The organism is Chlorobium ferrooxidans DSM 13031 (assembly GCF_000168715.1).
In the GTDB taxonomy this organism is placed as follows: Bacteria; Bacteroidota; Chlorobiia; order Chlorobiales; family Chlorobiaceae; genus Chlorobium; species Chlorobium ferrooxidans.
In genome coordinates, this window is sequence record NZ_AASE01000002.1 from 112,693 (window position 1) to 136,171 (window position 23,479).

Below are 23,479 nucleotides of genomic sequence, written 5' to 3' on the forward strand. Positions count from 1 at the left end.
AACCTTGTAGATATAGGCACCTTTTTTATAGGCCCTTTTTAAAATTGTCATGAGCGGTTTGAGGATTTTTGAACCACGAAACAGACGAAATTACACGAAATTATGCACAAAAAACCATGCTGCTGTTCTCTTCGACTCAACACTCGCTACTCAGCACTTTTTTCCTCTTGTCCACCAGCGTCCACTTCTGTCCACCATCTCTTCGTCCACTCAGTCCACTTTCTTCATCTTCCTCTTCCCAAAGCACTTAAGGGCAGCGCTATAAATCGTCATGAGCGGTAATCCCCTAAAGCGCTTTTGCCCCTATATCGCTTCGATAATATGCTCCCTCAAAACTGATTTTTTCAACAGCCTCATAGGCTCGGTCAATACTCTCTCTGAGCGTATCACCGAGAGCGGTAACCGAAAAAACCCTCCCCCCCGCCGTTAACAGTCTCGCGCCATCCAGGCTCGTTCCGGCATGAAAAACCATACACCCCTCCAAACTCTCCACTCCGTCGGCAATAGTGACCGGTTTACCGGTTTCATAATGATCCGGATAGCCGCCGGAAGCCATAACAACCGTCGCAGCAGATTGCTGATACATCTCGAACGGTACCTCATTGAGCCGTCCATCACCATCAACACTTGCCTGAAGGGCCGCGATCAGGTCGCTTTTCAAAAGCGGAAGCACCACCTGGGTTTCCGGATCACCGAGACGCGCATTGTACTCAACTACTGAAGGTTCACCGCCATCAATCATCAGACCGACATACAAAAAGCCTGTATAGGGATAACCTTCCGAAGCCATCCCGGCAAGAGTAGGACGGATAACCCGCTCTTCAACCTTTCGCATAACCTCGGCACTCACCAGCGGAGCCGGGGCATAAGCACCCATTCCCCCGGTGTTTTTCCCGGTATCCCCGTCGCCTATCCGCTTATGGTCCTGTGCAGAGAGAAACAACCTGTAGCTGACACCATCGGTCAGGGCAAAAACGCTTGCCTCCTCTCCCTTTAAAAAATCCTCGATAACCACCTCATCGGCGGCATCTCCGAAAATACGATCGTCAAAAAGCTCGATGATGGTCCGCAAAGCAACGTCACGGTCTTCGGCAATAATCACACCCTTACCTCCGCAGAGACCGCTGGCCTTGATGACCTGGGGCCAGGAGCGTTCCGGAAGTGCACCGAGGTAGCTGACAGCGGAGGCCGAATCGCGGAACACACGATACCCGGCAGTGGGAATATGATGCCGCTGCATAAACTCCTTGGCAAACACCTTGCTCGATTCAAGACGGGCAGCATCCCTTGTCGGGCCGACGATCTTTTTACCGGAACGGCGAAACAGATCGACAATACCCAGTTCAAGCGGCTGTTCAGGGCCGACAACCGTCAGCTCAACACCTGTTTCTCCGGCAAATTGCAATAAACCGTCCAGATCGGTTGCCTTGAGCGCAACATTGTGGACTTTACCACCCATCATGGCGGTTCCTCCATTGCCGGGAGCAACAAAAACGGCTTGCACCCGTTCACTTTGTGCTGCTGCCCGCGCCATGGCATGCTCCCGGGCTCCGCTTCCAATAATCAAAACATTCATAGCTCTCAGTGTGGGCATCAGCCGCAGTTCACCCTGTGGTTTATCGGCGTGGTTTATTAAATTACTCCCGTTCATACAGCAGGTAGCATGTATATAATGCAGGCAGGGTAAAATAAACAATAAAAAAAATTTGCCACCCCTTTTATGGCACTCTCACCGGTAATTACCCGGCATATCCTGCCGTTTGTGCTGAAGCTTCTCTATAAAAGCCTCCGCATATCAGTGACGCCTCCGGAAGGAGAGATGAGAGTGCACGGAAAAGGAACCATTTTCGCATTCTGGCACGGCAAAATGGTTGCCGGATGGCTCCTGGCACGGGAACTCTTTCCCGGAGAGCCTACCGCTGCGGTGGTAAGTCAGTCAAAAGACGGGCGCATTCTTTCCGATGCACTGCAGCAGCTCGGCTATGCACTCATCAGGGGGTCAAGCTCCAGGGGAAGCGTTGAAGTCATACGAGCCATGCAGCAGACTCTCGAAAAAGGGGATATTGTTGTCATTACTCCTGACGGACCAAGGGGACCGATAAACCAGTTCAAGTATGGCTCTATCCGGCTCGCTGCCCGCAACCGCTCTCCTCTGATTTTTGCCCGAATCAGCTATGCCGCATCCTGGAGGCTCAAAAGCTGGGACCGGTTTGAAATCCCGAAACCCTTCACCAGAACGACGGTCACACTCCAGCTCATAGAACTCCCCGAATTCAGAAGTGAAGAGGAACTTCACGCCTGCTGCAAACAACTTTCTGAACAACTGAGCCATGCATAACCCGCTCTCCATACTTCTCCGTCCCGTCGCTCTCCTCTATGGCTCCATCATGCAACTGCGCAATGCACTCTTCGAGCGCACACTCTTCAGCCGATGGAGCTCCCCGATTCCGGTTGTCTCAATCGGCAACCTTACGGCAGGAGGAACAGGCAAAACTCCGCTCGTTGACTGGATTGTCAAATACTACCTCTCAATCGGCTGTAAACCGGCAATCATCTCGCGTGGTTACCGGCGGGAGTCAAAAGGGGTAAAACTGGTTTCAGACGGCAACAGAGTTCTGCTCGGCAGCAGGGAGGCCGGAGATGAAACAACAATGCTTGCATGGAACAATCCCGATGCCATTGTCATTGTTGGCGAAAAACGAAAGGCTGCTGTAACCTGGATGATCAGGCACTTTTCACGAAGAGTTCCCTCGGTCATCATTCTTGACGATGCATTCCAGCACCGTCAGATCGGCCGCGAGCTTGACATCGCCATTATCAATGCCGCTGAACCCTATTTCAAGGCCAGACTGCTGCCCGAAGGGCGATTGAGAGAACCCCTGAAAAATATTGCACGAGCCGACCTGATTCTTCTCAACAAAATCAGTGACCTTGAAGAGGCCGAAATCCTGAAAAAAGAGCTGGAAAAAACCGGAAGGCCGGTTATAAAAGCCCGTATCAAAACCGGAGACCTTGTCTGCCTTTCAGGGGAATTTATCTCTTCAGATGAGGCCCCCCTGCCCGAAAGCCTTAACGCCCTTGCCTTTGCCGGTATCGCTTCGCCCGGCAGCTTTCTGGAAAGTCTTAAATCAAAGGGGGTAACCGTCTCGGCTCACCGTTTTTTCAAGGATCACGAGCCGTTCACCGCAAAAAAACTACAGTCAATACGGCGTGAAGCCGATGAAAAGGGGCTCTGTCTGATTACGACCGAAAAAGACTACTTCCGTCTGCTCGGCAGTCCGGAACTGATCAGCATCATAACCGCAAGACCCAGCTACTACCTCAAAATAGAAACCGACATCTTTGAAGGAAAAGAGATACTCCAAAAGATGCTGCGAGAAGCTGCCGGGTTGAAATAGAGGAACGAGGAGTTAAAGGACAGCAAAGAGAACAACGACGAAGAGAAAAATCTCCTTCTTCGGCTCAGCACTCAGAACTTTTCTTCCGCCTCTTCTCTTGTCCACTCGCGTCCACTTCTGTCCACAAGTTCTTCGTCCACTCAGTCCACTTTCCCCCTACTCTTTGACAATCTTCGAAACCGCCTTGAATGTATCGCCTTCAGCCACCCGCAGCAATTCAAAGAGAGCCATTTCACTGCTGGTCAGGGAGGCTCCGGCCTTTTCAATACAGCGAATTCCAAGATTTTTGTTCTCTTCGCTTCTTGACGAAACGGCATCGGTCACCAGATGAACATTATAACCAAACTCGATCAGTTCAACCGCTGTCTGGTAGACGCAGACATGGGTCTCAATGCCGGCAACAAGAATATCATTGCGGTTGAATGAACGGAGCCGGTGCATGAACTCCGGACTGCCGCAACAACTGAACGCAAGCTTCTCAACGGGAACATTTCCGGGCAACAGCTCCATCAACGACTCAATGGTATGGCCCAGCCCCTTCGGATACTGTTCGGTGACCAGCACCGGCACCTCAAGCACCTGACAGGCCCGTATCAAGCGGCTGAGCGTGCCCTCCACCTTTGCCGCTTCAAATACACCCTTTGCCAGCCGGCCCTGTACATCAATAAGCAGAAGCAGCGTATCCTTAGGAGTAATCATAGTTGTGTGTTGATTGAAAAAACTTTAGATAGCAAGAGAATGTTGTACGGATAAAGCAACAAAGTGACAAATATGTAACATTTAATGGTAAATATGAAGAGCCGTCCCCTAAATAATGAACCCCCGGAAGAGCGGGAATTGCCCTGTGGCAAAAAGGGGGAATATCTGGTCATGCTTCAGCTCATTCTGATGACGGGCTTTATTGTTCTGCCAGTCTATCCGCAACTTTCCGGCCTCGAACTCTTTACATCGCTTGCGTTCATCAGATGGACAATACTCTCACTCTTCACCGGATATGCACTCGTATTGGTCGCACTTGGTTTATTCTCCATCAGAAAATCGCTTACGCCATTCCCTTATCCTACAGAGAACAATCAACTCGTCACTACGGGAATTTATCACGTTGTACGCCACCCCCTTTACAGCGGCGTGCTTTTTGCCGCCTTCGGATGGAGTGCTTTTCAGATGAGCCTCTCCCATCTTTTCATGACAGGTATCGGCCTGCTCTTCTTCGACTACAAGGCTGCACAGGAAGAGCGCTGGCTCAGTATACGCCATCCTGAATATAATAGTTACAGGCATCGTGTAAAAAAATTCATCCCCTGGATCTACTGATTACCGTAACCCCTGAACTATTTCAAATTTCAGCGCAAACCATTACCTTTCACCGGAAGAACACGCATCGTGTTCACGAATCATCGTCACAACGAAACTCTACTGACTACTGCCATGAAAAATATAGGTGTTCTTCTTTCCGGATGCGGAGTCTATGATGGATCGGAAATCCATGAAGCCGTCCTTACACTGCTGGCAATTGACCATGCCGGAGCAAAAGCGCTATGTCTGGCGCCGAACATCCCGCAGCACCATGTTGTCAACCACCTCACCGGTGAAGCCGTAACCTCCGAATCCCGAAATGTTCTGGTTGAAGCGGCACGCATTGCCCGGGGCGCCATCACCGATCTCAGCAACATTGATACCCTTGATCTCGATGCCCTTATTCTTGTCGGAGGGTACGGCGCAGCTAAAAATCTCTGCAACTATGAGAGCAAGGGGCCGGAATGCGAAGTATTACCGGAAATCACCTCTGCATTGCGCTCATTCTACAATGCCGGAAAACCGCTCGGATTTATGTGTATCTCCCCCGTAATCGCCGCAAAGGTACTCGGTGACCAGCAGATTGAACTGACAACCGGCATTGACAAAGAGACGGCCGGTCACCTCAAAGCTATGGGAGCCCGGCACATCGAATGCTCCGCCTCAAACGCCATTGTAAGCAAACAGGGTAAAATAGTAAGCACCCCCGCCTACATGCTCGATTCCTCAATAGCAGAAGTAGCCAAAGGAATCGAAAAACTCGTTACGGAAATCATAGCAATGCTCTGAGATCACAATGAAAAAAGTGGACTGCAGGAGGGTGGACGAAGTGGACGATTATGGACATAGTGGACAATACCGAAAAACAAATCTACCCTCCAACACTCTTCAGCTCTTGTCCACTCGCGTCCACTTGGTCCACTTTCTTCCTCCCTGTCCACTTTCTTCTTTTCCTTTCCTCTCTTTTTCGTTATTTTTACGCCATGTAATTAAAAAAAGCGAAAAGAAATGGGCAGCGAACCGCTCATACCAGAACACGGTGGATACCGACGACTCAAAAGCTTCCGGATTGCACAGTTGATCTATAATGTTACCTGCCCGATTTGTTGACTTCCGAAGCCGGACCCGTGACCAGATGGTACAGGCTGCACGGTCAGGAGTACAGAACATTGCAGAAGGAAGCCAGGCATCGGGCACGTCAAAAAAAACAGAACTTAAACTCACAGGTGTTGCCAGAGCAAGCCTCGAAGAACTTCGACTCGATTTCGAAGACTATCTTCGCCAGCGACAACTTAAAATATGGGATAGAACAGATCCGATCCGACAAAGTCTGATTGACCGCCGATGCACGAGCGCGGACGATGTAGCTCTATGGGTCAAGAATGAGTTGATAAAAAGCGACGATAACCGATCAGACTTCTCAAACACAAATGCTTCTGAACTGGCAGCTAATGCAGTGCTGGTATTGATTGCTGTAGCATGCACTCTTCTCGACCGGCAAATCAGATCACTGGCTAAATCGTTTGAAACCGAGGGAGGAATCTCCGAACGCCTATACAACATCCGCGCTCACCATCGAAGACAAAAATAAACCCAAATTTTATCCCCTCTTCAGATCTTGTCCACTCAGTCCACTTCAGTCCAACATCTCTTCGTCCACTGGCGTCCACTTTCCCCTTTTTTCTTCGCTCAGCACTTTTAAAAAATCAGCCGGGGTCATAATGAGAATATCTTTCCAGGAGACCAGTTCGAGCAAATGCTTGTCACCTGAAACAATCATCTTTGCCTCTGCCGCATCCGCAGCTTCAAGAATCCGGTCATCATCAGGATCAAGAGTTATAAAATCAACCTGATTTTTGGGCGTCACCATCATAAACGTATCCCTGAACAATCCAATAATCCTGTATACCTGCTCAGATGAAAGTGCAAACTTTGGGCGATGTAATACTGCTTCCACCTCCTGAATTATTGCAGGAGAAATACAATTTATCACCTTGCCCGATGAACAGAGTCTCAGCACCTCTCTTGGATTTCCGCCAAAAAGAAATCCGGAAATGAGAACATTGGAGTCGAAAACAATCCTCATGCAGATGTGGTTCTCGCAGCACGCGCAGAGGCTATCTCACCCGACACATCATCCTGGGTTAATTGATTTTTCTGTACAACCATATCGCCCAGGGCAAAAAGGTCACTCCACTGGCTCCGGCGCTCAATGTAAAGCCTGGCTGCCTCCCTGATCAGCTCTGAACGGCTTCTGAACTCCTTCCTGGCTGTTTTATCAATTTGATCCAGTAATGAATCCTGAAAAGCAATATTAACAGTAACAGTAGGCATCACTAAGTTTTTTAGAGGTTATAAATCAATATACAAACATTGTACATTATCATATAATTCCCCCATCCGCTCAACACTCGCGACTCAGCTCTTTTTTTACCCTCCTGTCCACTGGCGTCCACCGCTGTCCACCATCTCTTCGTCCACTAAAGTCCACTTTCTTCATCTTCCCTCAGCACGCTTCCCTCTCCTCCTCCCGAGCCCCGCAAGCACAATGAGCGTGATGACATAGGGCATTGTCTGCACAAGCTGGGATGGAATCCATCCTGTCTGAAACCAGATCTCCATGGATTCGGCAGCGGCGAACATCAGGCTTGCAGCAACTGCACCGAGAGGAGTCCACTTGCCGATGATCATGGCCGAAAGAGCAATATATCCCCTTCCGGCCGACATGTTATCGGTAAAGGTGTGCTGCTGAAAGACCAGAAAAGCACCTGCAAGAGCGGCAAGTCCACCGGAAATCAGTACTCCGGAATATCGCATAAAGTCCACATTGATTCCGGCGCTCTCCGCAGTTTCAGCGCTTTGTCCTGCAGCCCGAAGCCGCAATCCGTATGGGGTTTTAAAGAGCAGAAAATGGCCGACCGGCACAGAGAAAATCGAAGCAAGAAAAAGAGGATCCAGAAAGAGAAAAGGAACGTCGATCCCCGCAATTCGCTCGGAGTTCATTGAACTGCCGTAAAGCAGAGTGAGACCGAAACGGGTGGCACCCATAACAAGAATATTGACGGCAATGCCGGCAACAATCTGGTCAGCCTTCAGGGTAATGGTAATAATGGCAAAAAGCAGCGCGACTGCGAAGCCGGAAAAAAGAGCCAGAGCAATCCCCGCAAGAGCAGAACCTGTCCGGTACTGGCCGTAAGCCGCACCGAAGGCTCCGGCAAGCATCAGCCCCTCAAGTGCAAGGTTGACAACACCCCCCCGTTCGGAAAAAGTGGCACCCACAGAGGTCAGCACATAAGGCACGGCGATCCGCAAAATCTGCAAAAGAATAACGATCAGTTCAGCACCCATAACGAATAGAGATAATCTTCTTTTCGGAAGATTTTTACATAGGTTTTTTTTATTAAATTTCAATTCTTGTAATAGTAGTCAACTTCATCTGTTTTTTCACCATCTCCCATTTTGTTAATCTGGTGAAAAGATAAATTTACTCCTGAAAAACAATGCCAACATCTGAGATGAGTAACGAAAAAGCTGCTGCCAAGCAGTACATCTACCGCTTCTCGGGCGGTTCTGCAGAAGGTGATGCGTCAATGAAAAACCTGCTGGGCGGTAAAGGCGCCAATCTGGCGGAAATGGCCAATATCGGCCTGCCGGTGCCTCCCGGATTCACCATTTCCACTGAAGTCTGCACCTACTATTACGACCACCAGAAAACCTACCCGACAAACCTCTTTGAAAAAGATATTCCCCTGGCTCTCACAAAAATCGAGGATGTTCTTGAAAAGAAGTTCGGAGATCCGGAAAACCCTCTGCTTGTTTCAGTCCGTTCAGGCGCAAGAGCCTCCATGCCCGGCATGATGGACACCATTCTCAATCTCGGCCTGAATGAAAAAACCGTTGCCGGTCTGGCAAAAAAATCGGGCAATCCCCGCTTTGCATGGGACTGCTACCGCCGTTTTGTGCAGATGTACGGTGATGTTGTGCTGGATTTGAAACCGGCAGACAAAAAAGAGATTGATCCATTCGAAAAGATACTTGAAGCAAAAAAACACGAACTCGGTATTGAGCTTGACACCGAGTTCAAGGTTGAGGACCTGCAGGATATCGTCAGCAAATACAAAGCAGCCATTCTCGAAAAAACCGGCAAGACATTCCCCGAAGATCCCCACGAACAGCTTCGCGGAGCGATCGGCGCTGTATTCAACAGCTGGAACAACGAACGGGCAATTGTCTACCGCAAACTCAACCACATTCCCGGCTACTGGGGAACAGCCTGTAACGTCCAGGCGATGGTCTTCGGCAACATGGGCGAAGATTGCGGAACCGGTGTAGCATTCACCCGCGATGCCGCCACCGGCGATAACATTTTCTACGGCGAGTTCCTGATGAATGCCCAGGGTGAGGATGTTGTGGCAGGCACAAGAACCCCGCTTAAAATCGAACAGCTCCAGGCTGAAAACCCCGGAATTTACGACCAGCTTGAAGATATACGCTCGATTCTCGAACACCACTACCACGACATGATGGACATCGAGTTCACCATCGAGAATAACAAGCTCTTCATGCTGCAATGCCGCGTAGGCAAACGAACCGGTTTTGCCGCTGTCAAAATTGCCGTTGACATGTTCAACGAAAAGCTGATTGATGAAAAAGAGGCACTGATGCGCATTGAGCCTGAACAGCTCAACCAGCTTCTCCGCCCGGTCTTTAACCTCGACGAGAAAAAGGAGGCCATTGCCGGCGGACGTCTGCTTGCAACCGGCCTGAATGCCGGACCCGGCGCTGCTACCGGAAAAATCTACTTTAACGCGGTTGATGCCTATGAGGCCGGCAAGCGCGGAGAAGCGGTCATTCTCGTTCGTATCGAAACATCACCAGAAGACATCAAGGGTATGGCCGTTTCGGAAGGGATTCTCACCGAACGAGGCGGCATGACCTCACATGCAGCACTTGTTGCCCGCCAGATGGGCAAGGTGTGCGTCGTGGGATGCGGAGCACTCAGCATCGACTACCAGAAAGGTGAACTTCGCGTCAGCGGTAACCCGATCGTCCTCAATGAAGGTGACTACATCTCCATAGACGGCAGCACCGGCGAAGTCATTGCCGGAAAGGTAGCAACCAAAAACTCCGAGATCATCGAGGTTCTGGTCGACAAGACCCTGAAGCCCGAAGATGCTCCAACCTGGCCGATCTACAAGCAGCTCATGGAGTGGGCCGACAAATACCGCAAACTCAACATCCGTACCAATGCCGACCAGCCTGACCAGGCTGAGATTGCCATCACCTTCGGCGCTGAAGGTATCGGCCTCTGCCGTACCGAGCACATGTTCTTCGGCGGAGAGCGCATTGACGCGATGCGCGAAATGATTCTGGCCGAAAATGTGGACGGTCGCAAAAAAGCACTTGAAAAGCTGCTTCCCTATCAGCGCGAAGACTTCTACGGACTCTTCAAGACGATGGGCTCCCGCCCCGTCACCATCAGACTCCTCGATCCTCCGCTCCATGAGTTCCTGCCGCACACCGACAGCGAAATCGAATCCCTTGCCAAAAAGATGGGCAAATCGGTTGCTGCCGTAAAAGAACGCATCAGTGATCTGCACGAATTCAACCCGATGCTCGGCCTTCGCGGCTGCCGCCTCGGCATCCTTCACCCGGAAATCACGGTCATGCAGGTTCGCGCTATCATTGAGGCCGCCTGTAAAATCAAGAAGGAGGGGCTCGAAGTGGTACCTGAAATCATGGTTCCGCTTGTCAGCACCGTAAAGGAGCTTGAGATCACCAGCGAAGTTATCCATAAAACAGCCCGCAGCGTCATAGCCGAACAGGGAACCGGTGTCAAGTATCTTGTGGGCACCATGATCGAGGTTCCTCGCGCGGCAATCACCTCCGACCAGATTGCAACCGCTGCTGATTTCTTCAGCTACGGTACCAACGATCTGACCCAGATGGGACTCGGCATGAGCCGCGACGACTCCGGCCAGTTCCTGCCGACCTACCAGCAGCAGGAGATCTTTGCCCGCAACCCCTTTGAATCCATTGACAGGGATGGCGTCGGCCGCCTGATGAGTATCTCAGCCAAAGAGGGTCGTTCAGTCAAACCGGATCTCAAACTCGGCATCTGCGGCGAACACGGAGGCGATCCCTCTTCAGTCGAGTTCTGCCACCAGATAGGACTCAACTACGTTTCATGCAGCCCTTTCCGGGTTCCGATTGCACGCCTTGCCGCTGCAAGAGCTGCACTGCAGGGCTGAAGCTTTTCACACACACACCATGTTCTTAAGAAAAAGGCGGCCACCGGCCGCCTTTTTCATTATAAGGGCACCTCTATGTATGTTCGCGAGCGGTTTGAAAATTTTTAAACCACGAAACTGACGAAATAGTGCAGGAGCAATCCCTTGTGGTTCCCTTGATTTTTCTCTTCGACTCACCACCCGGCACTCGCTACTCAGCACTTTTTTCCTCCTGTCCACTTCGTCCACTTCTGTCCACCATCTCTTCGTCCACTAAAGTCCACTCTCTCCCTCTTCTCTTTTCAGAGCACCACTCAACGAAGTAATCGAATCGCAGAATAAATTTATAGCGGTGCCCTAACCTTTTTCAGTGTGCTTACGGAAAATAATATCGATATTGAAATTCGTTCCGTTATGCTGCTCAACAGCACAAAATAAACCGGAGCCATAAACGCTCATTCGGGCAGCACTTTTTATTGTCGCAAGCGGTTTGATCTTTGCGACCTGCCGGGGGGCGAGATAGAAATATCACTCCCAAAGTTTGGACGGAATATATTTATAGCAGTGCCCCGATAGCACGAATTAATAGGGGTGCCCTAAAAGAGAATAGAGAGAACAATGGAATACAGTCATATCAATATCAAGGGTGCCAGAGTCCACAATCTCAAAAACATCTCTCTCGATATTCCCCGCAACCGGTTTGTTGTCATTACCGGACTTTCAGGCTCCGGAAAGTCCAGCCTCGCATTCGACACCATTTATGCCGAAGGGCAGCGCCGCTTTATGGAGACGCTTTCACCCTATGCGCGCCAGTATATCGGCAGCATTGAACGTCCCGATGTTGATTTTATTGAAGGTCTCTCGCCCGTTATAGCCATCGACCAGAAGAGCACAAACCGCTCTCCCCGCTCAACAGTCGGGACCATCACGGAGATTCATGACTTCATCCGCCTGCTCTACGCCAGGGCCGGACGACGCTACGACCCCGTTACCGGCCATATGCTCAAAAAACAGAGCGAGGAACAGATCTGTGAAGCCATACTTGCTCTTCCGGAAGGAACGAAAATCCAGATTCTCTCCCCTCTTGTGGCCGGTCGTAAAGGGCACTACCGCGAACTCTTTGAACGACTGCTGCTCAAAGGCTATCTCCGGGTCCGAATTGACGGAGAGTACCGGGAGATGGAAAAAAACATGCAGATCGAGCGATATAAAAGTCATTCGATTGAACTGGTGGTAGACCGTATGGTGATCGGTCCCGATTGCGCTGAGCGGCTCAAACAGGCCGTCTCGCTTGCGATCAGCCTCTCGGAACACAAGTCATCGGTTATCTGCGACCCGTTTGAAAGCCCGCAGAAAGAGCTGGTCTTCAGCACACGATACGCCTATTCTGACGGCTCCGTACCGGTCGATACCCTCGCACCAAACCATTTCAGCTTCAACTCCCCATACGGCGCATGCCCGCAGTGCAACGGCATCGGGGAGCTCATGCAGCTTTCTGGAGAGCTGATGATCCCCGACCTCTCGCGTTCTCTCAACGAAGGTGGCCTTGACCCGTTCGGCAAACCCGGCAAACGAAACCTCTGGCAGGTGATCAGGGCAATTGCCAGGGAGTTTGACTTTACCCTTGATACACCGCTTTGCGATATACCCAAAGAGGCCCTGAATATCCTCATTAAAGGATCAGGGAGCCGGACCTTTAACGTCAGCTACTCCTACTCCGGCCACGACACCCTCTATCCCCAGCCATTTCCCGGCGCCCTCCCCTATGTTGACGAGATCCGCCGGAATGCCGGATCGCCGAAAATCAGGGAGTGGGCAGAGAGCTTTATGATCCGGCAGCCCTGCCCGGAGTGCAACGGGGCTCGACTGCGCAAAGAGAGCCTGCTGGTAAAAATCAACAATCTCAACATTGCCGAAGCCGAAGCACTCCCGCTGCCCGATGCACTTGCATTTTTCAGCGCGCTGCCTCCAACCCTCACGCCGAAAGAGCTGCTGGTCGCCACACCGGTGCTGCATGAAATCATCAAGCGGCTGGAATTTCTTTTGAATGTAGGGCTCAGCTACCTCTCGCTCGACAGAGGCTCGCAGACCCTCTCCGGAGGAGAAGCCCAGCGTATACGGCTTGCCTCTCAGCTCGGCTCGCAGCTCAGCGGAGTGCTCTACGTACTTGATGAACCAAGTATCGGACTCCATCAGCGCGACAACCATAAACTCATTGATTCTCTCAAGCGGCTTCGTGATCTCGGCAACACCGTACTCGTGGTAGAGCACGACAAGGATACCATGCTTGCTGCGGATGAGATCATCGATCTCGGACCCGGCGCGGGAGAGTACGGCGGAGAGATTGTTGCACAGGGAACTGCGGCATCCCTTGACCCCCACTCACTCACAGCGGAGTATCTCAGCGGTGCACGTCAGGTCTGTTTCAGAGGAGAAGGGCAAACCGATACCGGGGAGAAACAATACCTGAAAATTAAAGGGTGCAGAGGAAACAACCTGAAAAACGTTGACATCACCATTCCCCTCCGCTCGCTCGTCAGCATTACCGGCGTCAGCGGATCAGGTAAATCAACCCTGATCAATGAAACACTCTTCCCGATACTTGCACGCCACTTCTACCGGTCAAAACTTCTGACCTATCCCTATGAGAACGTGGAGGGAATCCAGAATATTGACAAGGTGGTCAATGTCGACCAGTCACCTATCGGGCGCACACCCCGGTCCAACCCGGTAACCTATACCGGCGCGTTCACCTTTATCCGCGACTTCTTTACCCGACTGCCTGAAGCGCAGATTCGCGGCTACAAAGCCGGACGCTTCAGCTTCAACGTCAAAGGGGGGCGCTGTGAAGTATGTCAGGGAGCGGGAACCCGTAAAATCGAGATGAACTTTCTGCCCGATGTCTATGTCCAGTGTGAAAACTGCAAGGGAGAGCGCTACAACCGCGAAACCCTGCTGGTCAAATACCACGGCAAATCCATCGCCGATGTGCTTGAAATGACCATCGAAGAGGCTTCGGAGTTCTTTGTCGACTTTCCCCGTATTCGGCGCATCCTCACCACCATGCAGAGCGTCGGGCTCGGCTACCTCAAACTCGGCCAGCCCTCTCCCATGCTCTCGGGCGGAGAAGCCCAGCGCATCAAACTCTCGGCTGAACTCGCTAAAATCCAGACCGGTAAAACGCTCTACATTCTCGATGAACCGACAACTGGCCTGCACTTCCAGGATATCCAGCATCTGCTGGAAGTCCTGCGCAAGCTTGTTGACAAAGGCAACAGCGTCATTATCATCGAGCACAACCTCGACATCGTCAAAAACAGTGACTGGGTAATAGACCTTGGACCTGAAGGGGGAAATGAAGGGGGGGAAATAATAGCAGAAGGAACACCCGAAGTGATAGCCACCATGGAACACTCCCACACCGGCCGCTACCTGAAAATGGAAATGGGAACACCGAAGGGTTAATTCGAGACTTCAGAGGTACCAACCCTCCGTTAGTCACTAAAAATGACAAAAAAGACAACAGGGACAACAACGACAAAAAAAGAGGGCGGTCACGAAGGACCGCCCCTGCATTCAGAATCTTTTCCTCTCTTGTCCACAGCGTCCACTTCTGTCCACCATCTCTTTGTCCACTGGTGTCCACTTTCCCCCCTTCTTCCCTCACAGAAACTCCTCGTAGTAATCAAGATCCTTGTGGAAGGTCTCTTCAAGAGAGTTAAGTGAAATGAAGGCTGCCGAAATGCAGAGTGCGCCGACCAGAAGAGCTCCTGATTCCAGACCGAAAAAGCCCTTGCTGAACTGAAAAAGCATCGTGATGGGCACCACCATGCCGCGAACAAAATTCGGAACGGTTGTCGCCACTGTTGCGCGGAGATTGGTGCCGAACTGCTCGGCCGCAACGGTCACAAAAATAGCCCAGTATCCACCGGCAAAACCAAGAATAGCGCAGACCGCATAGAAGAATTGAGGACTCCGGTTTCCCTGAAGAAAATAGAGTGCAATCGCGCCAACTGTCAGCAGCATAAAAAGCAGAATAACTTTCTTTCTGCTCTGCAGAAGCTGGCTCAAGAGACCACTCGAAAGATCGCCGAACACCAGACCGAGATAGCAGAACATCACGGCATTTCCAGCGGAAACCGGCCCGGTTGTACCAAGTTCAACGGCAAACTCGGGGGAGAAGGTTATCAGCACTCCCACAACAAACCAGATCGGCACTCCGATCATAATGGAGTTGATATAGCGTAAAAAACGGCCCCTGTCAGTAAAGAGGGCAAACATGTTCCCCCTGCTTACCCCGGATTTCTCCTCCATTTTTTTGAACATCCCCGACTCGGCAACCTTCACCCGTGCGGCAAGCAGGAGAAGACCAAGCCCGCCTCCGATAAAAAAGGCGTTATGCCACTCATAGGTATTGGCCACATAGTTTGCAAGAATGGCGCCCGAAACACCGATTGAAGCCACCAGCATGGTACCGTAACCGCGGATGCGTGTGTGCAGCACTTCAGAAACAAGCGTAATGCCCGCTCCGAGCTCACCGGCAAGCCCGACACCGGCAATGAAGCGCAAAACCGCATAAGCCGGAAGGGTGGTGACAAGACCGTTGGCAATATTGGCAAGAGAGTAGAGCAGAATTGAGGCAAACATTATTTTCAGGCGGCCCTTCTTGTCGCCGAGCCACCCCCAGAGAATACCTCCGACAAGCATGCCGATCATCTGCATGTTCAGCAGAAAAACCCCGTAATCGATCAGTTCCTTTCCTCCAAGCCCGAACGACTTCAGACTCGGCACCCGAACAATACTGAAGAGCACCAGATCGTAGATATCGACAAAGTAACCCAGTGCCGCCACGATAACCGGCATGCTGAAAATATCACGCACCGAAACATGCTCCTTAAGCTCCACAAACCCTCCCGTTAAGGTTTATTGCCCTTCAGGCGATTGAATAAATCATACAAAGGGCGGGTTCCAACCCGCCCCAACATTCGTGTAAATTCGTACAATTCGTGGACAACCTCTTCTCTTCCCTCAGCAGTCGCCGCTACCAATATCGCAACCCTCCGGGGTTCAATCCAAAATCCATAATTAAATATGCAGAATCTCTTACATCCTGTCCACTATGTCCACTTCCGTCCACCATTTCTTCGTCCACTGGCGTCCACTTTTCTTCACAACTTCAGAAAATGTTTTTCAACTTCCACCAGCTCCTTATGCTCTTCACCAGGCAGAGACTTGCGGACACCGGTAACCGGCTGCAGCACATCCGGAAAAATGCTGACCTCGACCCCCTGCATGATACTGTCAAAAAAGACAACAAGCCTTGTCTCCCGACCATGCTTCAATACCACCCCTTCAAAATCCTTGAATGGACCGGCAAGAACCTTGACCTTCTGTCCAACCGGAATAGAGTCGACTGTTCGGCCAATCGCTTCGGGCTCCCTGACCAGTTTTCTGAGCCAATCAATATCTTTTTCCGCTATCACCGAAGGAACTTTACCGATTCCGATAAACTTGACCACACCTTCCGTCTCAAGTACCGGAAGATGATCGTGGCGCATATCAATGTTGACAAACACATAACCCCGAAACAACGGCTCGCTCACCTTTTTCTTCCGGTCACTCCACTGCTTCCACGTTTCCAGCAAAGGAAGAAAAGTTGTAATCTGCTTTTCAGCCAACATCCGGTACACTTGTTTTTCACAACGGGATCGAACATAAACCGCATACCAACGCACACTCGCTTCCTCAACCATAATATCCAGACCTCTTTACTTACAACAAGGCATAACAGTCGCTAAAATTATAGTAGGACAAGGTAACAACTCCACTATAACACACCAAATACACTATCAAAAAAAAGGCGGGTTCAACCCGCCGCTACCAATATCGCGCTCCTCTGGAGCTGAATCCGGAATTCAGAATCTTTTCAACCTTTCACCCAATAATAAAGCCACCCGATCATCTCCCGCAATGCTATTGATGACATTTCAAGCGCGCCTGCATCGGGAAGAAAATCCAGAATGGTCATTTCACTATTGTCTCCTGCCTGAAAATCCACAGGATATCGATCTACCTGAAATCCTGCCTTTTCAAACTGCATTGCAGCTCGACGCATATGGAATGCGCTCGTAACCAGTATAATTTTTTTCCGCACACCACTTCTGACCCCAAGCAGCTTTCCGGCGGCTACCGCCTCGTCAGCCGTATTCCCTGCAACTGCCGTTAAGAGAATTGCATTCTCAGGTACCCCGAGCAACGTTGCCCGTTTTGCGAGCAATTCGCCTTCGGGCACTGCATCAGGCTGCCATGGAACCTGTCCTCTGGTAAAAACAATCACCGGAGCTTTGCCGGCTTTGAACAGATCAATACCACCTTCAAAACGATCTACCCCATCATTCCATTCACCCAAAGGTGCTCCCTCAAGCTGAACCACAATGCCGCTCAACACCACCACCGCATCAGCATTGTGCAGAGAACTCACCGGAACTCTTGTGGACCAGCCCTCAACCGCCCGAATCAAGGAAGTACTGACCACCGGCAGGCTGAACATTCCCAGAACCATGATAGCAAGCCCGATCAGCAACCGCCTGCAAAACACCAACCCTGCAACCATCAGCAGCAGACTCAGCCCCAACGGCAGCACCAGCATCGGAAGTAACTTATTAATCAACAACATAGATCATCATCTTATCTTCTTGTCGTGTCAATTAGCGCCATTAGTGCAAAACTGTTCTTCAATCCAAAATCTAAAATTCAGATTCTCTTAAATCTTGTCCACTCCGTCCACTTCTGTCTACCAATTCTTCGTCCACTTGTGTCCACTTTCTTCTTAAAACAGGCACTTTACTGCCTCCCGTAACGATCCACCACACGGACAATATCATCCTCACCAAGGTACCCTCCGGTCTGCACCTCGATAAGCTCGAGCGGATCTTTTCCGGCATTCTCAAGACGGTGAAATGAGCCATCGGGAATATAGGTGGACTGATCCTCGCGGAGCGTAATCTGCTGCTCTTCAACCGTCACCAGTGCGGTACCCTTTACGACAATCCAGTGTTCAGCGCGGTGATTGTGTTTTTGCAGCGAAAGCGCTGCACCGGGGTTCACCCTAATGCGTTTGACATTGAAACGGCTGGAAAAATCGACCGTTTCATAGGAGCCCCATGGCCGGTATACCCTCCGGTGAGTTACCGCTTCATCACGCTCTTTACGGTTAAGCCGTTCAACCAGCAACTGAACATCCTGAACCCGGTCCTTCGTTGCAACGAGCACCGCATCAGAAGTTTCAACAATAATATGATCTTCGAGACCAACCGCAGCTACCAGACGGCTTGTGGCATGGATATAGCTGTTCCTGACGTCATGCAGAATCACATCACCCTTTTTCACATTGCCTGCTTCGTCGCGGTCATGAACATCCCAGAGCGCCGACCATGCGCCGATATCGCGCCATCCGGCATCAAGCGGAACCAGTACGGCATGAGCGGTTTTTTCCATTACCGCATAGTCTATTGAATTGGACGGGGAGGATTGAAATGCCTCGGCATCCAGCCTCAGGAAGTCAAAATCTTCAACCGCTTTGCCCACTGCTTCACCGCAGGCTTCCAGTATGGCGGGAGCTTGAGCTTCAAGTTCCTGCAGATAGCTCTCTGCCTTGAAGAGAAAGATTCCGCTGTTCCAGAAGTACTCTCCTGATTCAAGATAACGACTTGCAGTTTCCTGATCGGGTTTTTCGACAAACTCAAGCACCGGATACGTCGTTTTTGCGCCACCCTCCGTCCCCGATGCCCGGATATAGCCATACCCTGTCTCCGCAGAAGCAGGCACAATGCCGAACGTGACCAGAGCTCCCGCCTCGGCTGCAGCCAAGCCGGATGAAACTGCTGAAACGAATGCGGAGGCGTCAAGAATAACGTGGTCGGCAGGCAGTACCAGCATAAGGGCTCCGGGATGCTTACGGCTGATAATCAGTGCCGCTGCAGCCGCTGCCGGAGCAGTATTGCGTCCTGCAGGTTCGAGAATGATTTCGCCTATCTCAGCATTGATCTCATGCAGCTGCTCGGCTACCAGAAAGCGGTGACTTTCATTACAGACGCAATAGACCGGCCCGTGAGAGGCAACAGAGGCAAGGCGAAGCACCGTATCCTGCAGCATTGTCTTCTCTCCGATCAGTGAGAGAAACTGCTTTGGAAAAAGTGCCCTTGAAAGAGGCCAGAGCCTTGTGCCGGAACCGCCGCTGAGAATAACTGGAATAATCATACACAAAAAACGGGTTATGAGTGCGCGGTGGTTCTTGGGTAGAGCCTCTCCTGACGGTACTCCTCATATGGAAAACAGTCCGCCAAGCCGAACTTGCCCTGTTTCGAATCTCTTTCCGACACCCTGATAACCGATTCCGGCAGCTGCCAGTCAATACCAAGTGCCGGATCATTCCACATAATTCCCGTATCATGCGACGGAGCATAGTAGTTGTCGCACTTGTAGGAAAATACCGCATCCTCCGAGAGCACCAGAAAACCGTGCGCAAATCCTTTCGGCACCCACATCATATTCTTGCGCTCTCCGTCCAGCAGGCTGTAAACATGCCTGCCATACCAGGGCGAGCCGAGGCGGACATCAACGGCAACATCCAGCACCCTGCCTCGAACCACCCGCACAAGCTTCGACTGTGTAAAAGGGGGCTTCTGGAAATGCAGGCCACGAAGAACTCCGTAACCCGACTTCGACTCATTGTCCTGCACAAACTCGACCCTGCCTACATGCTCTTCCATCAGATCCTGACGGAACGACTCAAAAAAATAACCCCGGTCATCACCGAACACTTCCGGTTCTATAAAGAGAACATCGGGGATTGCTGATACAATTACTCGCATATAAATTCCGCCTGCAAAGGTGAAAAAAAAAATTGATCCTCCGGTACACTACCGGAAAATTTACTCTCCTCGTCTTTTCATGCCGGGAGAAGGTAAAAAGAGGGCGATGCTGACTGAGCGCAGAACAGTGCTATTGGCAGAGCAACTGCTTGAGATACTCTCCGTACTGGCTTTTCATCAGCGGTTCGGCCAGCTGCAACAGCTCTTCATCACTGATCCAGCCCTGATGCCAGGCTATCTCCTCAGGGCAGGCTATTTTCAATCCCTGCCGCTTTTCCACCGTCTGGATGAAGTTTCCCGCTTCCTGGAACGACTCATGCGTACCGGTATCAAGCCACGCAAAACCCCGACCAAGCATAGAGCACTTCAAGGCGCCCCGATTCAGATACTCCTCATTCACCGAGGTGATCTCCAGTTCGCCACGACCGGAGGGACGAACCGAGCCGGCTATGCCTACCACATCATTCGGGTAGAAGTAAAGTCCGACTACAGCATAATTGGATTTCGGCTGCTCCGGCTTCTCGGCTATCGAGAGTACATTACCCTCTGCATCGAACTCCGCAACTCCATACCTCTCCGGGTCGCTGACATAGTATCCGAAAATATTGGCCTTGCGCTCATGCTCCACCGTTCTGACCGCGGCCTCAAGCATGTCCGTAAAGCCGTAGCCGAAAAAGATATTGTCACCCAGAATCAGTGCCACATCATCCCCGCCGATAAAGGTTTCACCAAGAATGAAGGCCTGGGCAAGGCCGTCAGGTGAAGGCTGAACGGTATAGGAGAGCGAGATGCCCCAGTCACTGCCGTCTCCGAGCAGTTTCCGGAACATCGGCTGATCTTCAGGGGTCGTGATAATGAGAATCTCCCTTATCCCGGCAAGCATCAGGGTCGTAAGAGGATAATAGATCATCGGTTTGTCGTATACCGGCAGCAGCTGTTTTGACAGCCCCCGAGTTACCGGATAGAGTCGCGTGCCTGAGCCGCCGGCTAAGATAATCCCTTTCATACTAACTATATGATTAATCGTGTTACTTTGTAAAAATCCGCGGATCACCCTTTTCTTCCCTCTTTAATCCAAAATCCGGCATTCAAAATTCAGAATCTCCTCAAAGCCGGCCATCAATCTCTGAAGATGGCAATACGCCTTTGATGTCGTAGACAACACAACGGTCGCAGGAAGAGAGCGACCTGATATCCAGGGTTTTGAATTGATCGTGGGCTACCGCGAGGATTACAGCTTCGAAACAACCGGGATTGAGCGATCGCAAGGACTCAAGATGATACTCATGCATCACCTCTTCAGGACTTGCCCAGGGATCATAAATTTCCACCTCTATACCGTACACTTTCAGCTCATGGACGATATCAACCACTTTGGTATTGCGGATGTCGGGGCAGTTCTCCTTGAAGGTTATTCCGAGAATGAGTACCCTGGCTCCCTTTATTTTGTGATCCCTGCCGATCATCAGCTTGACCACTTCGGATGCAACGTAATTACCCATATTATCATTAAGCCGTCTTCCGGCAAGAATGATTTCGGGATGATAACCGAACTCCTGCGCTTTTTGAGCAAGATAGTAGGGATCAACGCCGATGCAGTGGCCACCCACAAGACCCGGCCTGAATGAGAGAAAGTTCCACTTGGTACCTGCAGCGGCAAGCACCTCCTGGGTATCAATGCCCATGCGGTTGAATATCATGGCAAGTTCATTGACAAAGGCAATGTTGATATCCCGCTGGGAATTCTCAATCACCTTTGCCGCTTCCGCCACTTTGATGGAGGAGGCACAATGCGTCCCTGCGGTGATGATGGAGCGGTAGAGATCATCAACCCTCCGTGCGGCTTCAGGAGTTGAACCGGAGGTCACCTTTTTGATTTTAGTGACCGTATGCTCCTTGTCTCCGGGATTGATACGCTCGGGAGAGTACCCTGCAAAAAAGTCCCGGTTAAAGACGAGTCCAGAGACCCGCTCAAGCACAGGAACACAGTCATCTTCGGTAGCACCCGGGTAGACGGTGGATTCATAGATGACGATATCACCCTGCTTGAGTACCCGGCCGATAGTTTCACTGGCTTTGACCAGCGGAGTCAGAACCGGACGATTGTTTTTATCCGTCGGAGTCGGAACCGTAACGATGTAGTAATTCGCAGCCGAAAGATCACCCGGGTTTGAAGTGATCAAAAGACCCGCTTCACTGCTGCTCTCGGAGCGAAGCACACTTTTGAGGTGATCGCCCGTTATTTCAAGCGTTCCGTCATGACCGGACTTCAGTTCATCAACCCGGTCCTGTTTGATGTCAAAGCCGATAACCGGATACTTTCCGGCAAATTCAACGGCAAGAGGCAAGCCGACATAACCAAGGCCGATAACGGCAATTTTGATAGAATTCATTTATAAAAAAAACAGTTGCGGCAATAGTAATTCACACACCATGAGTTAACTGAAAATATACAATGGATCAATGTAAGATTCCTTACAATCAACACTTCTCTGCAACTCCGGAAATGATCGCATCAATGGCCTTGAGATATTTATTGATGACAATCTTTTCGTCGAAACACTCCTCAACAAACTGTCGCGAACGCCGCGCCATTCCATTGCGTTCATCAGGAGAGAGGGCAATCATTTTCGAAATGCTTTCGGCCAGATCCCCGCTGTCACGAACGGTGCAGAGGTAGCCGTTCATCCCATCCTTCACCACTTCACGGCAGCCGGGAACATCCGTGGCAATAAGCGGCTTTCCCATGGCAGCAGCCTCAAGCAGCGATCGGGGCGTCCCCTCCCGGTATGAAGGAAGCACGACCACATCAGCTTCCGCAATCAAAGGCCTGACATCGTCTGCAGTGCCAAGATACTCCACAATACCTTCAGCAACCCAGCCATCAACATCCGCGCGGGAAACCGCCGTCTGATTCTTCACATCAAGAAAACCCAGCAACTGAAACCTTGTTCCGGGATAACGCTTTCTGACCGACCTTGCCGCCTCGACATATTCCCGGACACCCTTGTCCCAAAGCATTCTGGCAACCATGAGAAAAACCAGCCCATCCCGCTCAGGCTTAGGCGGTGCATCAAGGGATACACTGAAATGGTTCAGATCGATTCCTGAACCGGGGAGCAGATCAGTCTGCGACCTCCTGACAAGCCCTTTTTCGAGAAAAAGAGTACGGTCATCGTCATTCTGAAAAAATACGCACCTGGAACGGCTCAGCCCTGCCCGATAGAGCATGCTGACCAGAACGCTCATCCAGCCGCCGCGAATAAAGGCCGTTCCCAGGCCCGAAATATTATTAATCACCGGAACTTTCACCACTTTTGCCGCAAGAGAAGCATAAACATTTGGCTTCACCGTATATGCGAGAACGACATCCGGCCTTTCACGAAAAAAAAGTCTGAGAAAGCCGAGCATAAGCTGAAAATCATGGCCCGGATGCGTCCCTTTATTATCCATTGCGAGCGGAACGTAACGGCAGCCGGAAAGCTCAAGTCGTTTACAGTAATCATCCTCAGGGGCCACCGCAACGACATCAAAACCTCTTTCAATCAGGGTCGCAATAAGCTTCTGGCGAAAATTGACCAGATTCCATGTGGTATTGGCACTGATGAGTATCTTTTTTTTACGCGACATCAACTTCCTGAATATGAACCGGAATTTTTTCTTTTCGGTAAAGAGTGATCCT

General features: G+C 50.9%; 19 protein-coding genes and 1 pseudogene. 7 read left to right on the plus strand and 13 right to left on the minus strand.

Annotated elements, in window-relative coordinates:
* Positions 1–286: 286 nt before the first annotated feature.
* Positions 287–1,576, minus strand: a complete 1,290-nt coding sequence (gene purD, locus CFERDRAFT_RS02000) for a phosphoribosylamine--glycine ligase (protein ID WP_040432940.1) — start codon at positions 1,574–1,576, stop codon at positions 287–289.
* A gap of 144 nt (positions 1,577–1,720) precedes the next feature.
* Here purD and CFERDRAFT_RS02005 point away from each other — a divergent pair, with 144 nt between their 5' ends.
* A complete protein-coding gene (locus CFERDRAFT_RS02005) occupies positions 1,721–2,338 on the plus strand; it encodes a lysophospholipid acyltransferase family protein (RefSeq protein WP_006365525.1) in 618 nt (205 codons plus the stop codon).
* Positions 2,331–3,398, plus strand: a complete 1,068-nt coding sequence (gene lpxK / locus CFERDRAFT_RS02010) for a tetraacyldisaccharide 4'-kinase (protein ID WP_006365526.1) — start codon at positions 2,331–2,333, stop codon at positions 3,396–3,398. The genes CFERDRAFT_RS02005 and lpxK overlap by 8 nt, the downstream gene beginning before the upstream one ends.
* 156 nt (positions 3,399–3,554) lie before the next feature.
* Here lpxK and CFERDRAFT_RS02015 read toward each other — a convergent pair whose 3' ends face one another.
* On the minus strand, positions 3,555–4,097 hold the full coding sequence (locus CFERDRAFT_RS02015; RefSeq protein ID WP_006365527.1) for a hydrolase: 543 nt from the start codon (positions 4,095–4,097) through the stop codon (positions 3,555–3,557).
* Positions 4,098–4,268: 171 nt separating this feature from the next.
* Between CFERDRAFT_RS02015 and CFERDRAFT_RS02020 the strand changes: the two genes are divergently transcribed.
* From CFERDRAFT_RS02020 to CFERDRAFT_RS02030, 3 genes and pseudogenes are all read left to right on the plus strand, one after another.
* On the plus strand, positions 4,269–4,712 hold the full coding sequence (locus CFERDRAFT_RS02020; RefSeq protein WP_006365528.1) for a methyltransferase family protein: 444 nt from the start codon (positions 4,269–4,271) through the stop codon (positions 4,710–4,712).
* Positions 4,713–4,826: 114 nt separating this feature from the next.
* Positions 4,827–5,483 (plus strand): isoprenoid biosynthesis glyoxalase ElbB, encoded by a 657-nt coding sequence (elbB, locus tag CFERDRAFT_RS02025; RefSeq protein ID WP_006365529.1) that lies wholly within the window; start codon positions 4,827–4,829, stop codon positions 5,481–5,483.
* A gap of 219 nt (positions 5,484–5,702) precedes the next feature.
* Positions 5,703–6,285, plus strand: a pseudogene (locus CFERDRAFT_RS02030) (four helix bundle suffix domain-containing protein).
* A 45-nt stretch (positions 6,286–6,330) separates the two neighbouring features.
* Here the strand turns inward: CFERDRAFT_RS02030 and CFERDRAFT_RS02035 are convergent.
* The 3 genes from CFERDRAFT_RS02035 to CFERDRAFT_RS02045 all read right to left on the minus strand — a co-directional run bounded on the left by CFERDRAFT_RS02035 (position 6,331) and on the right by CFERDRAFT_RS02045 (position 8,042).
* Entirely contained in the window at positions 6,331–6,780 is a 450-nt protein-coding gene (locus CFERDRAFT_RS02035) for a putative toxin-antitoxin system toxin component, PIN family (protein WP_006365530.1), read from the minus strand.
* A complete protein-coding gene (locus CFERDRAFT_RS02040; protein ID WP_040432916.1) occupies positions 6,777–7,028 on the minus strand; it encodes a CopG family ribbon-helix-helix protein in 252 nt (83 codons plus the stop codon). Before CFERDRAFT_RS02040 ends, CFERDRAFT_RS02035 begins: the two co-directional genes overlap by 4 nt.
* A gap of 162 nt (positions 7,029–7,190) precedes the next feature.
* Entirely contained in the window at positions 7,191–8,042 is an 852-nt protein-coding gene (locus CFERDRAFT_RS02045; protein ID WP_006365531.1) for an ABC transporter permease, read from the minus strand.
* A gap of 152 nt (positions 8,043–8,194) precedes the next feature.
* Between CFERDRAFT_RS02045 and ppdK the strand changes: the two genes are divergently transcribed.
* Together ppdK and uvrA are read left to right on the plus strand one after the other, a co-directional pair.
* Positions 8,195–10,945, plus strand: a complete 2,751-nt coding sequence (gene ppdK, locus CFERDRAFT_RS02050) for a pyruvate, phosphate dikinase (RefSeq protein ID WP_006365532.1) — start codon at positions 8,195–8,197, stop codon at positions 10,943–10,945.
* Positions 10,946–11,542: 597 nt separating this feature from the next.
* A complete protein-coding gene (gene uvrA, locus CFERDRAFT_RS02055; RefSeq protein ID WP_006365533.1) occupies positions 11,543–14,389 on the plus strand; it encodes an excinuclease ABC subunit UvrA in 2,847 nt (948 codons plus the stop codon).
* Positions 14,390–14,587: 198 nt separating this feature from the next.
* Here uvrA and CFERDRAFT_RS02060 read toward each other — a convergent pair whose 3' ends face one another.
* The 8 genes from CFERDRAFT_RS02060 to CFERDRAFT_RS02095 form a co-directional block, all read right to left on the minus strand.
* Entirely contained in the window at positions 14,588–15,787 is a 1,200-nt protein-coding gene (locus CFERDRAFT_RS02060; RefSeq protein WP_050770619.1) for an MFS transporter, read from the minus strand.
* Between the two features lie 305 nt (positions 15,788–16,092).
* Positions 16,093–16,677 (minus strand): UpxY family transcription antiterminator, encoded by a 585-nt coding sequence (locus CFERDRAFT_RS02065; RefSeq protein WP_006365535.1) that lies wholly within the window; start codon positions 16,675–16,677, stop codon positions 16,093–16,095.
* Between the two features lie 173 nt (positions 16,678–16,850).
* Positions 16,851–17,600 carry a YdcF family protein gene (locus CFERDRAFT_RS02070; RefSeq protein WP_006365536.1) on the minus strand — a complete coding sequence of 250 codons (750 nt, stop codon included), beginning with the start codon at positions 17,598–17,600 and terminating at the stop codon, positions 16,851–16,853.
* A gap of 167 nt (positions 17,601–17,767) precedes the next feature.
* A complete protein-coding gene (locus CFERDRAFT_RS02075; protein ID WP_006365537.1) occupies positions 17,768–19,183 on the minus strand; it encodes a mannose-1-phosphate guanylyltransferase/mannose-6-phosphate isomerase in 1,416 nt (471 codons plus the stop codon).
* A gap of 14 nt (positions 19,184–19,197) precedes the next feature.
* Positions 19,198–19,797 (minus strand): dTDP-4-dehydrorhamnose 3,5-epimerase, encoded by a 600-nt coding sequence (gene rfbC, locus CFERDRAFT_RS02080; protein WP_006365538.1) that lies wholly within the window; start codon positions 19,795–19,797, stop codon positions 19,198–19,200.
* A 130-nt stretch (positions 19,798–19,927) separates the two neighbouring features.
* On the minus strand, positions 19,928–20,803 hold the full coding sequence (gene rfbA, locus CFERDRAFT_RS02085; protein ID WP_006365539.1) for a glucose-1-phosphate thymidylyltransferase RfbA: 876 nt from the start codon (positions 20,801–20,803) through the stop codon (positions 19,928–19,930).
* 100 nt (positions 20,804–20,903) lie between these two features.
* Positions 20,904–22,190, minus strand: a complete 1,287-nt coding sequence (locus CFERDRAFT_RS02090; protein WP_006365540.1) for a nucleotide sugar dehydrogenase — start codon at positions 22,188–22,190, stop codon at positions 20,904–20,906.
* Positions 22,191–22,278: 88 nt separating this feature from the next.
* Positions 22,279–23,427: a glycosyltransferase family 4 protein gene (locus tag CFERDRAFT_RS02095; RefSeq protein ID WP_006365541.1), complete on the minus strand. Its 1,149-nt coding sequence runs from the start codon at positions 23,425–23,427 to the stop codon at positions 22,279–22,281.
* Between the last annotated feature and the right edge of the window lie 52 nt (positions 23,428–23,479).

Coding starts and splice junctions, on each gene's coding strand:
- CFERDRAFT_RS02095 (WP_006365541.1), bottom strand. CDS start 23,427: ATGTCGCGTAAAAAAAAGATACTCATCAGTGCCAATACCACATGGAAT.
- elbB (WP_006365529.1), top strand. CDS start 4,827: ATGAAAAATATAGGTGTTCTTCTTTCCGGATGCGGAGTCTATGATGGA.
- CFERDRAFT_RS02070 (WP_006365536.1), bottom strand. CDS start 17,600: ATGTTGTTGATTAATAAGTTACTTCCGATGCTGGTGCTGCCGTTGGGG.
- CFERDRAFT_RS02045 (WP_006365531.1), bottom strand. CDS start 8,042: ATGGGTGCTGAACTGATCGTTATTCTTTTGCAGATTTTGCGGATCGCC.
- ppdK (WP_006365532.1), top strand. CDS start 8,195: ATGCCAACATCTGAGATGAGTAACGAAAAAGCTGCTGCCAAGCAGTAC.
- rfbA (WP_006365539.1), bottom strand. CDS start 20,803: ATGAAAGGGATTATCTTAGCCGGCGGCTCAGGCACGCGACTCTATCCG.
- lpxK (WP_006365526.1), top strand. CDS start 2,331: ATGCATAACCCGCTCTCCATACTTCTCCGTCCCGTCGCTCTCCTCTAT.
- CFERDRAFT_RS02020 (WP_006365528.1), top strand. CDS start 4,269: ATGCTTCAGCTCATTCTGATGACGGGCTTTATTGTTCTGCCAGTCTAT.
- CFERDRAFT_RS02035 (WP_006365530.1), bottom strand. CDS start 6,780: ATGAGGATTGTTTTCGACTCCAATGTTCTCATTTCCGGATTTCTTTTT.
- CFERDRAFT_RS02060 (WP_050770619.1), bottom strand. CDS start 15,787: ATGCCGGTTATCGTGGCGGCACTGGGTTACTTTGTCGATATCTACGAT.
- CFERDRAFT_RS02065 (WP_006365535.1), bottom strand. CDS start 16,677: ATGGTTGAGGAAGCGAGTGTGCGTTGGTATGCGGTTTATGTTCGATCC.
- purD (WP_040432940.1), bottom strand. CDS start 1,576: ATGAATGTTTTGATTATTGGAAGCGGAGCCCGGGAGCATGCCATGGCG.
- CFERDRAFT_RS02090 (WP_006365540.1), bottom strand. CDS start 22,190: ATGAATTCTATCAAAATTGCCGTTATCGGCCTTGGTTATGTCGGCTTG.
- CFERDRAFT_RS02075 (WP_006365537.1), bottom strand. CDS start 19,183: ATGATTATTCCAGTTATTCTCAGCGGCGGTTCCGGCACAAGGCTCTGG.
- CFERDRAFT_RS02040 (WP_040432916.1), bottom strand. CDS start 7,028: ATGCCTACTGTTACTGTTAATATTGCTTTTCAGGATTCATTACTGGAT.
- CFERDRAFT_RS02015 (WP_006365527.1), bottom strand. CDS start 4,097: ATGATTACTCCTAAGGATACGCTGCTTCTGCTTATTGATGTACAGGGC.
- CFERDRAFT_RS02005 (WP_006365525.1), top strand. CDS start 1,721: ATGGCACTCTCACCGGTAATTACCCGGCATATCCTGCCGTTTGTGCTG.
- rfbC (WP_006365538.1), bottom strand. CDS start 19,797: ATGCGAGTAATTGTATCAGCAATCCCCGATGTTCTCTTTATAGAACCG.
- uvrA (WP_006365533.1), top strand. CDS start 11,543: ATGGAATACAGTCATATCAATATCAAGGGTGCCAGAGTCCACAATCTC.